The following is a 14,654-nucleotide window of genomic DNA, read 5'->3' as shown; positions in this document are numbered from 1 at the left end:
AACACGATCAATTGAAATCCAACATTCATCAATGCAAAAGGAGACTGGAGCTATGTGCGCACAAATCATTGAAGGAAAGAAAATATCCGACCTTATCCGTGAGGAAATGATTACGGAAACTGCAGACTTAAAAGAAAAAGGGATCATCCCTGGTTTGGCAGTTGTACTCGTAGGCGAAGATCCTGCTTCTAAAGTTTACGTTGGCTCGAAGGAAAAAGCTTGCCAGCAGCTAGGCTTCTATTCCGAGGTCCATCGTCTTGCGGCTGACACTAGCGAAGAAGAGCTGCTTGCCGTAATCGACCGTTTAAACAACCAAGCATCCATTAACGGTATTCTTGTTCAATTGCCGCTTCCTAAGCATATTAACGAGAAAGCTGTTATTGATGCCATTCATGTAGATAAGGATGTTGACGGCTTCCATCCGGAGAGCGTAGGCAATCTGGTTATTGGAGACGACAGCTTGCTGCCATGTACGCCTGCTGGCGTAATCGAGCTCATCAAACGCAGCGGTGTTGACATTTCAGGGAAACATGCCGTAGTTATCGGCAGAAGCAACATCGTCGGCAAGCCGGTAGCGATGCTGCTGCTGCGCGAGAATGCGACGGTTACGATTTGCCATTCGCGTACAGCGAACATGGAAGAAATCGCTAAACAAGCGGATATTCTTGTCGTTGCCATCGGCAAAGCGAAAGCGATCGACAGCAAATTCGTCAAACCAGGCGCAATCGTTATTGACGTAGGCATTAACCGACTGCCTGACGGGAAGCTTGCGGGTGATGTTGATTTTGACGATTGTTTGGATACAGCAGGCTACATTACGCCAGTACCGGGCGGAGTAGGTCCAATGACGATTACGCTGCTGATGAAAAATACGATTACAGCTGCAAAAAGGGCAAACGGAATTAAGGGGTGAGGGCAGGCATGGCAGATCAGCCTCGAATTTATTCCATAAAAGAACTTAATCGATATATTAAAATGAAAATGGAGTCGGATGCCCTGCTCGGAGATGTTTGGCTGCGCGGCGAGATTTCGAACTTCACGCATCATTCCAGCGGACATATGTACTTTACGCTGAAGGATAGCGAGAGCCGGATAAAATCGATTATGTTTGCGTCTTATAACCAGCGCCTTCCATTTATCCCCAAAGAAGGCGCTAAAGTAATAGCTAGAGGGAATATATCGGTCTATGAGCGAGATGGCAACTATCAGTTTTATGTTAGCTCCATGCAGCCGGACGGGATTGGAAGCTTATATCTAGCGTTCGAGCAGCTTAAAAGCAAGCTAAGCGCAGAGGGGCTGTTCGCCGAGTCTCGCAAACGCGCTATACCGCTTTTTCCTAAAGCAATTGGTATCATCACTTCACCAACAGGAGCAGCAGTACGGGATATCATCATTACGTTGCAGCGGCGTTACCCTTTAATCCCCGTATATGTCTATCCCGTACTCGTACAAGGAACGCAGGCAGCGCCTTCTATAGTTAAAGCTATAGAAGCAATGAATCGTTTTGGCGAAGCTGACGTATTAATTGTTGGGCGAGGCGGCGGATCACTAGAAGAGCTGTGGGCGTTCAATGAGGAGTCGGTTGCCCGAAGCATCGCTGCCTCCGAAATTCCTGTTATAAGCGCAGTAGGGCATGAGACGGATTTTACGATTGCTGATTTTGCAGCTGATTTGCGTGCTGCTACTCCAACTGCGGCGGCTGAGCTTGCTGTTCCAAGCGTTACAGAATTACAGCAACAGCTGCAACGCCAGCAACAGCGCCTTGTTCAAGGCATTAGGTACCGCGTCCAAGACGAGCATAAGAAGCTTCAGCGCCTACGGCGCTCGCCGTTCTTCTTACACCCGCGAAGGTATTTGCTGGAGCAGGCCGAGCGGCTTGACCGGCTGTCGGAGCAGCTTGAGCAGCGGACAAAACGAATAGCCGACCGTGGACATACACGCCTTGCAAGACTGCAAACGACGCTGGCGGGGCATCATCCCGGCGACCGTGTCGCTTTTGCGGCAAAGAGGTGGCAGACGGCCAAAAAGCAGCTAGAGCAAGCGATGAATATGAACGTCAAAGAAAATAAGCATAAGCTGTACAGCACAATGAGACAGCTGGACGCTTTAAGCCCATTAAAGGTTATGTCAAGAGGATACAGCCTCGTGTATGACGAGCAAGAACAGCGGTTAATCAAATCGATTCAAGATGTAAAGCTAGGCGATATCGTTAAGGTGAAGGTAGCAGACGGTCAGCTGGACTGTCATGTAGATTCATTGAGAGGAGATCAAATCGATGGCAGCAACAAAAAAAACGGAGCCTGAGCTTACATTTGAACAGGCGATGGAGCGGCTTGATTCCATCGTAACTAAGCTTGAGAGCGGCGATGTGCCTCTTGAGACGGCGATTGAGCTGTTCCAAGAAGGCATGAAGCTGTCTCAGCTTTGCGGAGGCAAGCTAGAGCAGGTTGAGCGTAAAATCGAATTGTTGATCGAAACAGAGCAAGGCTTCCAGAAAAAACCGTTTGCGGATGTGAACGAAGATAAAGGGGAATAAGCTTGAACGAGAGGGCGGCAATAAAAGCGTATTTATCGCAATGCGTGGAGCTTATCGAGGCTTCGCTTAAACAATCGCTTCCGAGCTCATGGGATGTTCCTGTGCGACTGCGCGAGGCGATGCAGTATTCGCTTGAAGCAGGCGGCAAACGGCTAAGACCTGCACTCGTTTTATCGGCTGCAGAAGCTGTTTTTGGCAAATCGTCAGCTTTTGAAGCTGCCTTGCCCGTTGCCACTGCAGTAGAATTCATTCACACTTATTCATTAGTTCATGATGATTTGCCAGCGATGGATAATGACGATTACCGCAGAGGCAAGTTAACGAACCATAAAGTGTTTGGAGAGGCGATGGCGATTTTAGCTGGGGATGCGCTGCTTACGCACGCCTTCCATTTGATTCCTCAGGCGGCTCGCCAAGGCGGCATTGCGGCTGAGGTAGCGCTTGCGATCGTCGAGGATTTGGCTAAACTAGCCGGTGCTCCGGGCATGGTTGGCGGGCAGGTTGCTGACATGCTAGGCGAACAAGGGATCACTTCCATCGGTGAGCTCGAATATATCCACCTTCACAAAACAAGCGATTTGATTGTTTTCTCAGTGACAGCAGGCGGCAGAATCGGCGGAGCAAACGATAAGCAGCTAGAGCTTTTGGCGCTTTACGGCCGTAATATCGGTCTTGCTTTCCAAATTCAAGACGATATTTTGGATTTGATCGGCGACGAGCAGAAGCTTGGCAAAAAAACAAATAGCGATGTAGAGCAAAATAAAGTTACCTATCCTTTCCTTATCGGAATAGAAGAGAGCAAGGCTCAGGTCGAACGATTGACACAGGAAGCAAAGTCAGCCGTGCTGGAAGCAGAGTTTGCAGCGCCGGATCGATTGCTTGAAATTGCAGACTATCTCGTCGGGCGCGACCATTGAGAATGTAATGCTTTTTCCATTTTGGTTGGGAAACAAAGCTCAGTATGCTATAATAGGAAAAATGTAGATGTACATGGGACGGCAGTTTAAGGCTGTCCGCGAAAGCGAGGAAAGTAACGTGCTGCTTGACCAGATTAACGGACCTCAAGATTTGAAAGCTTTGACTACCGCTCAGCTAGAGCAACTGGCTGGTGAAATCCGTCAGTTCCTTATTGAGAAGCTTTCCGTTACGGGTGGTCATCTCGCTCCTAACTTAGGAGTCGTAGAACTGACCCTAGCCATGCATTATTTATTTAACAGTCCAGAGGATAAATTTATTTTTGACGTTGGGCATCAATCATATGTACACAAAATTTTAACTGGCCGCATGGATCGGTTTGATACGTTAAGGCAATACAAAGGGCTGTGCGGTTTCGTCAAACGCGCTGAAAGCGAGCATGACGTTTGGGAAGCCGGACATAGCAGCACCTCTTTATCAGCTGCAATGGGGATGGCGCTTGCCCGCGACCTGAAGGGCGAGAGCAATCGCGTGGTAGCGGTTATCGGTGACGGTGCGCTAACTGGCGGGATGGCACTCGAAGCATTAAATCATATCGGACACGAGAAAAAAGATCTCATCGTCGTTTTGAACGATAATGAGATGTCCATCGCTCCGAACGTTGGCGCATTGCATCATTATTTAGGGAAAATTCGGACTGATCGCCATTACCATAAAGCCAAAGACGAGCTACAGCAATTGTTGAACAAAGTACCGGCTATTGGCGGCAAGCTTGCCAAGACGGCTGAGCGCTTCAAGGATAGCTTGAAATACTTGCTTGTCAGCGGTATTTTGTTCGAACAATTTGGACTTACTTATCTGGGTCCGGTTGACGGCCATGATATCGAGCAAGTTATTGATATTATGCGCCAAGCCGATTCGATGCCTGGTCCTGTGCTCGTTCATGTGCTGACAATAAAAGGGAAAGGCTACTCGCCTGCAGAAGCTGATTCGTTCAAATGGCATGGCATTACGCCGTACAAGATCGAATCCGGCCAAGTTGTAAAAGCGGTCGGCCCTCCTGTATATACAGATGTATTCGGCAAGATGCTGATTGAATTAGCAGAGAAGGATGAGCGAATCATCGCAGTCACGCCTGCCATGCCTGGCGGCTCCGGTTTGCTTCCATTTGCAGCCAGATTCCCTAACCGAATGATCGATGTGGGAATAGCCGAGCAGCATGCCGCTACAATGTCCGCTGCGCTCGCTCTTGAAGGGATGAAACCCGTTTTCGCGGTTTACTCGACCTTCCTGCAGCGGGCCTATGACCAAGTTGTGCATGATATTTGCCGTCAAAACTTAAACGTCATTTTCGCGATCGACCGTGCGGGCTTCGTTGGCCCAGATGGCGAGACGCATCATGGCGTATATGATATCGCATTCCTAAGGCATATACCGAATTTGGTTATTATGATGCCAAAGGATGAGAATGAGCTTAGACAAATGCTGAAAACAGCCGTTGATTATAATGATGGCCCAATCGCTGTTCGTTATCCGCGCATTGCAGGACTAGGCGTAGCAATGGACGCCGATCCGCAAGCACTTCCGATCGGCAAGTGGGAGACGGTTCGCGAGGGAGATTCCGGCGTTATTTTGGCAATCGGACCTATGCTGCAGGTTGCTGAGGAAGCTGCTGAATTGCTGAAGCGTGAAGGTCTTAATATTCAAATCGTGAATGCTCGATTTATTAAACCGCTTGACGAGCAGATGCTTTTATCCCTAGCTGCCGAAGGGAAACATATGATTGTGCTGGAGGAAGGCTCTGAGCTTGGCGGCATGGGAAGCGCGGTGCTTGAGTTCTATTCCCTCAAAGGCATCTATGGCCTTTCGATTAAGATTATCGGCGTTCCAGACATATTCGTGGAGCATGGTTCGATCAAAGAACAGAGAAAAGAAATTGGTTTGACATCTGAGAGAGTAGCGGCTGAGATGAAAGCCATGCAGCCAAAGCGCATGAAACGGGTTACTGGACAAAAGTAGGTTCGAGGGAGAAAGATGACAACAACAGCGAAAGAACGGATTGACGTGCTGCTTGTAGAGCGCGGGTTTTACGAAAGCAGAGAAAAAGCAAAAGCAGCTTTGATGGCAGGCCTGGTGCTCGTAAATGATGAGCCTGTCGACAAAAGCGGAATGAAAGTAGCGCGTACGGCAGATATTAAAGTAAAAGGGGCTTTGCATCCCTATGTCAGCCGCGGCGGCTTGAAGCTTGAGAAGGCCATTCGAAAGTTCGATATTGATTTAAAGGGACGCGTCATGCTTGACATTGGCGCGTCAACAGGCGGCTTCACCGATTGCGCGCTTCAAAACGGAGCATCTTATGTTTATGCGATTGATGTTGGCTATAACCAGCTTGATTGGTCGCTTAGACAAGATGAACGCGTTCATGTGATGGAGCGAACCAACTTTCGCTACACGCAGCCGGCTGATTTGGCGGGACCTTCGCCAACCTTCGCTTCTATCGACGTATCGTTCATATCATTGAAGCTCATTTTGCCTGCCTTATCTACGTTGCTTTCGGTTGATTCAGGAATTGTAGCTTTAATAAAGCCGCAATTTGAAGCCGGTCGCGAAAAAGTAGGCAAATCCGGCGTTGTTCGGGATTCGGCCGTGCATAGAGATGTGCTAAGGACGGTACTGACAGCAGCGGCAGAGCTTGGATATATGCTGCAGGATCTAACCTTCTCGCCCATTACCGGCGGAGAAGGCAACATCGAATTTTTAGCTTATTGGAAATGGGCTGCAGAACCAAACGCTGCAATTCCGGATGATGTTGCATTAGCTGATTTGGTCAAACAAGCGAACGAAACCTTTACTACAGGCAAATAAAACGACAAAACCAGGAAGGTGTCGAGCAGAGTTTTAGCTGCCCGGCATCTTTTTTTCTTTACAGCGCCCTGCACGATTTGATAAACTATAGAAAAGCAAACAAACGTTCGGTGTGATGAGCAAACAGGAATATACCCCCAGCGCAGCGAACGATTAATGAAACAATCCATTTACGAATGGGGGATGCTGGTGGGTACGTACGGAGATTGGTTCATTATGCTGGTTGCCTCTTGCTTGTTTGTATTTTGGATGTTCAGAATGTTTCATCGGTGGCTTCATGAGCCGGCAAGCGTCAATCGCCTCAAGCTTGGCAAAGGCGGGGTGCTTGATGCAGATGATGAGAACATTCGATTGCTGGAGCAGGCTGGTTACGAAGTAACCTCAGGAAAACATTTGGTTCCGATTCCGATTAAGCTGGACGATGTGCCGCTTGGCAAAGGAAGTCGGTTATATATTGATTATATTGCGGTAATGGATAATAGTACGTATATCGTGAAAACAGCGCGTGATCGGATGCCGATGGATTGGTCGGCAAGCGGAGTTAGAGATCGATTGCTCGTGTATTCACTGCTCTTGCCTGAATGCGATGGCGTCTTGTTCGTTGACGCAAGGGAGAGGGTCATCCGTAAAATTACGTTTCACATTGCAGACTAAACAATGGAGGTTTTTTCATGAAAGGGATTCGCCAATTTCGAATCAAGGAAATTATTACGAACCGAGTGATCGAGACGCAGGAGGATCTTGTAGAGGCGCTGAGGGATTCCGGCATGCAAGTAACGCAGGCAACGGTATCGCGCGATATGAAGGAACTGATGCTCATTAAGGTGCCCGCTGGAGAAGGAAGATATAAATATTCGATACCGCAGGATCAACAGCGTCCGAATCCGATCCATAAGCTTAAGCGTGCGCTGCTTGACCATTTTGTACATATCGATTTTACCGACAATCTTGTCGTAATGAAATGTTTTCCCGGAACGGCCAATACGATATGTGCGTTGATCGACAATATGGAATGGTCAGAAGTTATGGGTACAATCTGCGGCGACGATACGATTCTAATGATCTGTCGCACCAAGACGCAGAGCGCGGAAGTTGTAGAACGCTTACTTGAACTTTTGAACTAGGGAGGATATTAAACCATGCTGCGTGAGTTGTCTATTAGGAATTTAGCGGTAATCGAAGAAGTAAACGTTACATTTCATCATGGATTTCATGTATTGACAGGAGAAACAGGTGCAGGTAAATCAATATTGATTGATGCGCTAAGCTTGCTGGTAGGCGGCAGGGGCTCAGCAGACATGGTACGGTATGGGTGTGACAAAGCCGAGATGGAGGCGATGTTTGACCTGTCAGCCGGCCATCCGGTTTGGAACGTATTGAATAAGCTTGGTGTGCATGCGTCATCCGAGGAGATGCTTGTCATAAGACGCGAGCTCTCGTCGCATGGGAAAAGCAGCAGCCGTGTGAATGGACAGCTTGTGACGATGACGATGCTTCGAGAGATCGGCGAATGTCTTGTCAATATCCATGGTCAGCATGAGCATCAATCGCTGCTTCGAACCGAGCAGCATCTGGAATGGCTGGACTTGTTCGCAGGCGATTTGTTGATTGAACGCAAGCAAAATTACCGGATGATATTCAGCCAATTGCAGCAAACGCGCGCGTCACTGCGCGAGCTTGAAAATTCAACGAGGCAAAATGTGCAAATGCTTGATTTGTACCGTTTTCAAATTGAAGAAATTACGAATGCCCAGCTCAAGCCGATGGAGGATGAATTGCTTACGGAACAGCGACGCAAACTAATGTATGCAGGGAAAAGGATGGATGCCGTTTCCGAAGCCTATTCCTTGTTATACGGTGGCAAGGGTCTTGATATGGTCAGCAAAGCGGTAGCCAAGCTAATCGACATTCAATCCTATGACGCTGCAAAGCTCGGACCTTTGTTGGAACAGCTGCAATCTGCCTTTTATCAAGCCGAGGATGCTGCCTTTCAATTGCGCGATTACCGCGACGGCATCGAGTCCGATCCGGATCAGCTTTCTCAGGTTGACGACAGGCTTGATTTGATCAATGGCTTGAAACGTAAATACGGCGAATCCATTCCTGACATTTTAGCTTATTTGGAACGCACGATTGTTGACCGTGACAAAATCGAAAATCGCGACCAGCTGCTTGAAGAATTTAGAGCAGAAGAAACACGCTTATATGATCAAGCACTTGTACTGGCGCAAGAGTTATCGCAGCTCCGGGAGCATGCGGCAGCAAAGCTGTCTGAAGCTATCGAGAATGAGCTGGTTCAACTGCAAATGCCTTCGGCTAAGTTCCGTGTCCAGATCGATTCCTCTGTCGGAGACGCTGACGAGACGAAGCAAGTTCGATTGCACATAAATGGAATGGACGAAGCGATATTTATGCTTACTACAAATCCGGGCGAACCGTTAAAGCCGCTTAGCAAAATTGCTTCCGGAGGAGAGATGTCACGGATAATGCTCGCCCTAAAGAGCATTTTCGCAGAAATCGATCAAGTTCCGGTACTTATATTTGATGAGGTTGATACAGGCGTAAGTGGTCGTGCAGCGCAAGCGATCGCGGAGAAGATGTCAAAGCTAGCCTTGAAATGCCAGATTTTTTCGATTACGCATTTGCCGCAGGTAGCATGCATGGCTGATCACCATTATGAAATTCGAAAACAAGTTATTGGCGCTCGAACATCTACATCCGTGACAGAACTGATCGGAACGGTTCGAATCGAAGAGCTTGCGCGCATGCTTGGCGGCGTAGAGGTTACAGAAAAAACAAGGCATCATGCACAAGAAATGCTTGATTTGGCTCACAGACAGAAGGGAGCGTAATGGAAGCCAATTAGGGAATGTTTTTGCGGACATAAAACGACCGGGTGAGGGTAACTTAAAGGTACGCCAATGGCGACTTAGCCTTCTACGTCATGCGATGGAATAACAGGGAGCGTGAAATCATTGAACTCCAGTAAAAGGAAGCGATGGTTTGGCCTAGTTCTCGTTTTCTTCATTTGCATGATCGGAAGCTCCACCCCGTTTCAACACTTTGCCGCAATCCCGAATGAACTTCGTTTATTCTCCGGGCAACTGAAACGACTACAATACGGAGTGCCCGTTCATGCAGAAGTAACGGTCGATCCTCAAATGCTTCAGATTAACGGATCAAAAAGCCATTCATTATCCGTAAATTTGAACGAACCACTGTCATTGCAGCCTAGTCAAAGCGGTCAAACCAAGATGAAAGTGAAATTATTTGGTAAAATTCCATTCAAGACTGTAAAAGTTAATGTTGTGCCTGATTTACGCGTTATTCCAGGTGGGCAAACGATTGGAGTTAAAGTCAAATCCTCAGGCATCTTAGTTGTAGGCCATCATCAGGTTGCAGGCAGCGACGGCATGAAACAGTCGCCTGGTGAAGCCGCAGGTTTGCGGCTAGGCGATTTGATTGTCAAAATCGATGGGACAAGCATTAATCAAGTCCACAGGGTTGCGGAGCTAAGCGAGAAGGCTGGCACCGACAAGAAGCCGCTTGAAGTCACTTATAAACGTGACGGGCAACTGAACAAGACGCTTCTGAATCCCGTTTTTGATGCAGAGGATAAAGCATGGCGGCTTGGCTTGTATATTCGTGACTCAGCAGCAGGTGTTGGCACATTAACCTTTTATGCTCCAGATCAAGGCGTGTATGGGGCGCTGGGACATGTCATCACAGACATGGATACCCAAACGCCGATAGATGTAGGCGAAGGTCAAATATTACAATCAAGCGTGACGTCCATTAACAAGAGCCAAAATGGCGAGCCGGGAGAAAAAAGAGCGCATTTTGTGAAAGAAAGCAAAATATTGGGTAATGTAGAGCGTAATACTCCGTTTGGCATTTTCGGCAAAATGAATGAAGTTCCTACGCATAGCTACAGCGATAAATCTTTGCCGGTAGCCTTTGCCGAAGATGTCAAAGAAGGGCCAGCGCAAATTTTGACTGTTGTAAATGGACAGAAGGTTGAGCGATTTGATATTGAGATTGTTCATGTATCGAAGCAAACCGGTCCAGCGACAAAAGGAATGGTCATTAAAATTACGGATAAACGTCTGCTAAGCAAAACAGGCGGAATCGTTCAAGGGATGTCAGGCAGTCCGATAATCCAAGACGGAAAATTAGTGGGGGCTGTAACTCACGTTTTCGTAAACGATCCTTCATCGGGATATGGTTGCTTCATTGAGTGGATGCTGCAGGATGCGGGCGTGTTGCTCAAATCGGCTAATGGCCGAGTAGACAAGGCTGCTTAAAGTTGAAAAAAGCTATTTAAAGGACGTCTGCTAAAGCTGATTGTGGGCTGAGGCAGACGTTTTTATTATGTTTTCGATTAAACTAAAAAACGCGCGGCAGTACAAATCAGCGATGAATTTTGTCGAAGAAGAACGAACGGAATCGGTAACTGTAATAAATTTTTAATTATATCGAAACGCAGTAAAAAAATAAAGAAAAATAATTTTCGACAGGAGGAATTCAACTTCACATGTCGAAAACTTTAAGCAGACAACTAGTGAGCGAAAAACATCAACATCATTTAAGGGAGGACTACAACTTGCATAAGATCGAAGTATTATTAGCAGATGACAACCGTGAATTTACTAACCTGTTATCGGAATACATATCCGAACAAAGTGATATGAGTGTAAGTGGTGTCGCGTATAATGGAGAAGAGGTTCTAAGACATTTGGAGGAAACAAGAAAGGTTCCAGATGTTCTTATCCTTGATATTATTATGCCTCATTTAGACGGACTAGGTGTTCTTGAGCGTCTGAAGGAAATTAACATATCTCCAATGCCCAAGATTATTATGTTAACCGCATTCGGTCAAGAGAACATCACTCAGAAAGCGGTACAACTCGGTGCGTCTTATTATATTTTGAAACCGTTTGACATGGATATTTTAGCAAATCGGATTCGTCAGCTCGTTGGCAATCCTACGTATTCCTCAACGGGAAGCTTTACGACTGGCTCCTCCTCCTTGAAGTCTAATGTAGTGCCAATCGCCAAAGGCAAAAACCTGGATGCCAATATTACGAGCATCATTCATGAAATCGGAGTGCCTGCTCATATTAAAGGGTATCAATACTTGCGCGAAGCCATTACGATGGTTTACAACAACATCGAAATTTTGGGTGCGATTACAAAAACGCTTTATCCGGCCATTGCCGAAAAATTCAAAACAACGCCTTCCCGCGTTGAACGCGCTATCCGCCACGCCATTGAGGTGGCATGGACACGCGGCAACATCGACAGCATCTCTCATCTGTTCGGCTACACAATCAACATCAGCAAATCGAAGCCTACTAACAGCGAGTTTATCGCAATGGTGGCTGATAAGCTGCGGATTGAGCATAAAGTCAGCTGAAAGGGGGAAGATTAGCGGATTTGTTTTATCCAATAAACTTCTAAACAAAAATAAAAAATACCACTTATTTATTGGTTACTTCAAACCGTAAATAAGTGGTATTTTTATTTTTAGAAATAATCCGAAAAATACGGATGCTCCTGATGAATCAGCTGCTCAAGCATGCGGATAGAGGCGTCATTAGCCTGCATCCGTCCGATGCGAGCGAGGTAAGTTGGTCGCTTGTAACCCATTAACATGGTAGTGAGCGTAGGGATGTCGATGACAACGGTTGCGTCGAGGCCCCCTTGCTGCAAGGTTCCTTTGCCGGATGTATCAACCGTTAAGGTGAATATACCTTGATTCCATTCCAGCATGGGATCATGCAGGTTCATAACGAGCCTGCATTCCTTCTCTTGACTCAAGAACGGATATTGCTCAATGAACAAAACGATATCCACTATCCGTGCCATATAGTAAGGGGCAATGGTTTCCTTAATATCCCCATCGTCTAATAGGAAAGCAAGCGGTTCATCCTTATAGATGTCCCCTTTGACAAGCGTGATCATGGAGAAATGGGCGCTGATAAAATTCCATAGCCCTGTCCGAGCCTCTTCAATAATGTAAACCATCTCTTTGATATAAAATATTTCTTCAGCTATCCAATACAGCAGATAACCCATTGGCGTATCACTGCTGTCATAGTAAATCGCTACAGTCATATCGTCGAGATCCCAACGCAAATATTCTTCCCAAGCAAGCTCATTGCGCAGCATAGCTCCATGATGAAGCAGTGCAAACTGCTTATAGATCGTTTTAATATCAGGATGCTCAATTGTTACGCGTTCCACGTTGCCCGGCACGTTTTTGAGCTTTGGCAATTGGGTATCAGGAACTTCAAATGAGATTTTATCGGAAATGATCTCCCAGCCCTTGCGTCTATAATAGGGGATGGAATACGGATAGAGGTACGAGATGGACTGCCTCCGATCCCTCATTTTACTTAAAGCCGTAAGCATCAACTTATTCATTAATCCCAAATTGGCATACTCAGGGTAGGTTCCAACGCCGGTTAGTCCGCCCATATCATAAATGTGTCCAAAAATGTTCACTTGGAACGGGTAAACGGCAAGCTGTGAAATGAGCTTTTCGCCATCAAACCAGCCCAGAACGTCAGCATGCTTGAGAACCGGAATCTTGGATTGCGCTATCTCCCTATTTTCCCAGCCGAAGGTTTGCAAATCGCGGTTGGTTACTTGAAAAACATAACGCAGCAAATTGTTGAATTGCTCGCCATGTACGGTTTCTACATTTTTCAACTTGAGTCTATCTTGCAATTTCCGGCGACTCATCGGTTATTACCTCCATTTATTCAAGCATATCCAACAGTTTACCATGCAGCTGGAATACGAACAAATCAGGCCCTCGGAGTGAGCGGGACCAAGTGACATTATTCATGTAATACTTATAATTAGATGGGCGAGTGGGAAGAAAACTTGACTTTACAAGCTAAAGTTACTTAAATTAAGGATGATTATACGAGGCATGGTTGGAGGGGAGCTAAGCTCGAGTTGGTCATTTCAGTTCTCTTCGCTAAAACAAAAAAGGCTATCGTAGGATGCCTCAGTTGTAAACCACTCTGCGGTTTATATAAACGTTGCTGCCGTATTTTTGGATTAGACCGGATGCTTCCGTTTTGATAAAGCTGCGAATTTCATTTAAGCGCTGGCTTTGCGGTTGAATAGTTTCTTTTACTTTACCGTCTACGGTAACGTCGAACACGATTTTCATTTGCGCACCTCGTTTCTTTTGATGTTCTAATCATAGTGAAGTTGTATTACGGAATGATAAAATGAAATAGTGCGAATTGTAATTTTATACGAAAAGCGTTATCGCAATGTAAACTAAACCATTCGAGGTGATTAGATGAGAGCTGTGTATGCAGGTAGCTTTGACCCCATTACGCTTGGACACGTATCGGTAATCGAGAGGGCATTCCAACTATTTAGCGAGGTTCATATTATCGTCGCCAATAACAGGTCGAAGAGGCATCATTTTACGATAGACCAACGGACGGAGCTTGTCGCTTTGTCTGTACCGCAGGATGAAAAAATTCAAATTATCCCGTATGAGGGCATCGTAGCGGATTACATTAACGAGCATGATATCAACGTTGTTATTCGGGGTATACGCAATGCAACGGATCTCGAATATGAGCTTCAGCTTGAGCAATACATTCGTAATACGACGATGGCTGATACGATTTATTTGTCTCCCTACACGCATTACATGCAAACGAGCAGCTCACTTGTCCGAATGTTTCTGATGTCCGATAAGACAGAGCTGGCTGCTTCGTACATGGTGCCTAAAGCGTATATGAAAATGCTTGAATACGAGGATTAACAAAAAAACCGCTGAGCGAGGATCAAATGGGATCCGTGCCTGCGGTTTTATACGCTAAAGAAGTAATATCACACATAATCGTATTAGCTCTGAGGCTTAGGCGGACGTGGGCGTTTTTGCTTAAAGCGCGGTGCCACATAGTTTCGTTTGCGATCGCGGAAAAAGGTCCAGCCAGCGATAAACCCAGCGCCTGCGGCAAACATAATAAATCCGAGCAGAAATTTCAGCCAATCAAAATCGGGAGTGATGGCTTCATTTCCGAAATCGGAGAAATAAACAAAGACGGAATCTTTCATTTTGAGAAAACCAAAGCAAGCGAGCAGACCGGGAATTACAAGCATGAGGATTGCGATAAAACGGGCAGCAACTAATTTCATAAATACGGTGTCTCCTTATCGGTCAAAATATACAGTTAGCTCTATCATACCTTTTTACGCGGATAGTGTCTATTTCGTAAAAGGACGATGCCATCGCGGGTAAAAACAGGTACAATAGGAATGAATGTCATGTTACAATGCGATTGGGCAAAAAAAGAACAGG

15 protein-coding genes are annotated in these 14,654 nt (G+C 46.3%); 12 read left to right on the top strand and 3 right to left on the bottom strand.

All coding sequences use genetic code 11. The features are described 5' to 3' along the window. Positions 1-52 precede the first annotated feature (52 nt). From folD to spo0A, 11 genes are all read left to right on the top strand, one after another. Complete coding sequence (gene folD / locus A7975_RS31025; protein ID WP_053376745.1) at positions 53-913, top strand: bifunctional methylenetetrahydrofolate dehydrogenase/methenyltetrahydrofolate cyclohydrolase FolD; 861 nt, start codon at positions 53-55, stop codon at positions 911-913. An 8-nt stretch (positions 914-921) separates the two neighbouring features. Then, complete coding sequence (gene xseA, locus A7975_RS31020) at positions 922-2,304, top strand: exodeoxyribonuclease VII large subunit (protein WP_065387734.1); 1,383 nt, start codon at positions 922-924, stop codon at positions 2,302-2,304. Continuing rightward, positions 2,276-2,536: an exodeoxyribonuclease VII small subunit gene (gene xseB, locus A7975_RS31015; RefSeq protein ID WP_065387733.1), complete on the top strand. Its 261-nt coding sequence runs from the start codon at positions 2,276-2,278 to the stop codon at positions 2,534-2,536. Before xseA ends, xseB begins: the two co-directional genes overlap by 29 nt. A gap of 2 nt (positions 2,537-2,538) precedes the next feature. Then, positions 2,539-3,453: a polyprenyl synthetase family protein gene (locus A7975_RS31010; RefSeq protein ID WP_053376742.1), complete on the top strand. Its 915-nt coding sequence runs from the start codon at positions 2,539-2,541 to the stop codon at positions 3,451-3,453. A 67-nt stretch (positions 3,454-3,520) separates the two neighbouring features. Next, entirely contained in the window at positions 3,521-5,470 is a 1,950-nt protein-coding gene (dxs, locus tag A7975_RS31005) for a 1-deoxy-D-xylulose-5-phosphate synthase (RefSeq protein ID WP_442950633.1), read from the top strand. Positions 5,471-5,485: 15 nt separating this feature from the next. Continuing rightward, positions 5,486-6,316 (top strand): TlyA family RNA methyltransferase, encoded by an 831-nt coding sequence (locus A7975_RS31000; RefSeq protein WP_053376741.1) that lies wholly within the window; start codon positions 5,486-5,488, stop codon positions 6,314-6,316. Positions 6,317-6,472: 156 nt separating this feature from the next. Beyond that, positions 6,473-6,970, top strand: a complete 498-nt coding sequence (locus A7975_RS30995) for a hypothetical protein (protein WP_255314624.1) — start codon at positions 6,473-6,475, stop codon at positions 6,968-6,970. 17 nt (positions 6,971-6,987) lie between these two features. Then, positions 6,988-7,440, top strand: coding sequence for a transcriptional regulator AhrC/ArgR (gene ahrC, locus A7975_RS30990; RefSeq protein ID WP_053376740.1), 453 nt, complete (start codon positions 6,988-6,990; stop codon positions 7,438-7,440). A gap of 15 nt (positions 7,441-7,455) precedes the next feature. After that, positions 7,456-9,168, top strand: a complete 1,713-nt coding sequence (recN, locus tag A7975_RS30985; RefSeq protein WP_065387732.1) for a DNA repair protein RecN — start codon at positions 7,456-7,458, stop codon at positions 9,166-9,168. Positions 9,169-9,291: 123 nt separating this feature from the next. Beyond that, on the top strand, positions 9,292-10,620 hold the full coding sequence (spoIVB, locus tag A7975_RS30980) for a SpoIVB peptidase (RefSeq protein WP_053376738.1): 1,329 nt from the start codon (positions 9,292-9,294) through the stop codon (positions 10,618-10,620). 299 nt (positions 10,621-10,919) lie between these two features. Further along, on the top strand, positions 10,920-11,732 hold the full coding sequence (spo0A, locus tag A7975_RS30975; protein WP_053377862.1) for a sporulation transcription factor Spo0A: 813 nt from the start codon (positions 10,920-10,922) through the stop codon (positions 11,730-11,732). A 110-nt stretch (positions 11,733-11,842) separates the two neighbouring features. Here spo0A and A7975_RS30970 read toward each other — a convergent pair whose 3' ends face one another. Further along, a complete protein-coding gene (locus A7975_RS30970) occupies positions 11,843-13,063 on the bottom strand; it encodes a GNAT family N-acetyltransferase (protein WP_065387731.1) in 1,221 nt (406 codons plus the stop codon). A 271-nt stretch (positions 13,064-13,334) separates the two neighbouring features. Beyond that, positions 13,335-13,502, bottom strand: a complete 168-nt coding sequence (locus tag A7975_RS33885) for a mechanosensitive ion channel protein MscL (protein WP_141680466.1) — start codon at positions 13,500-13,502, stop codon at positions 13,335-13,337. Positions 13,503-13,637: 135 nt separating this feature from the next. On the opposite strand from A7975_RS33885, the gene coaD reads away from it, so the two are divergent. Continuing rightward, positions 13,638-14,114, top strand: coding sequence for a pantetheine-phosphate adenylyltransferase (coaD, locus tag A7975_RS30965; protein WP_053376736.1), 477 nt, complete (start codon positions 13,638-13,640; stop codon positions 14,112-14,114). Positions 14,115-14,197: 83 nt separating this feature from the next. On the opposite strand, the gene A7975_RS30960 is transcribed toward coaD, so the two are convergent. Next, positions 14,198-14,491, bottom strand: coding sequence for a DUF2627 domain-containing protein (locus tag A7975_RS30960; protein WP_065387730.1), 294 nt, complete (start codon positions 14,489-14,491; stop codon positions 14,198-14,200). Positions 14,492-14,654 lie beyond the last annotated feature (163 nt).

The sequence above is a fragment of the Bacillus sp. FJAT-26390 genome (assembly GCF_001682865.1).
In the GTDB taxonomy this organism is placed as follows: domain Bacteria; phylum Bacillota; class Bacilli; order Paenibacillales; family Paenibacillaceae; genus Pristimantibacillus.
The sequence above is the reverse complement of the archived record's forward strand: the minus strand, read 5'-3'. Positions and strand labels throughout refer to the sequence as shown.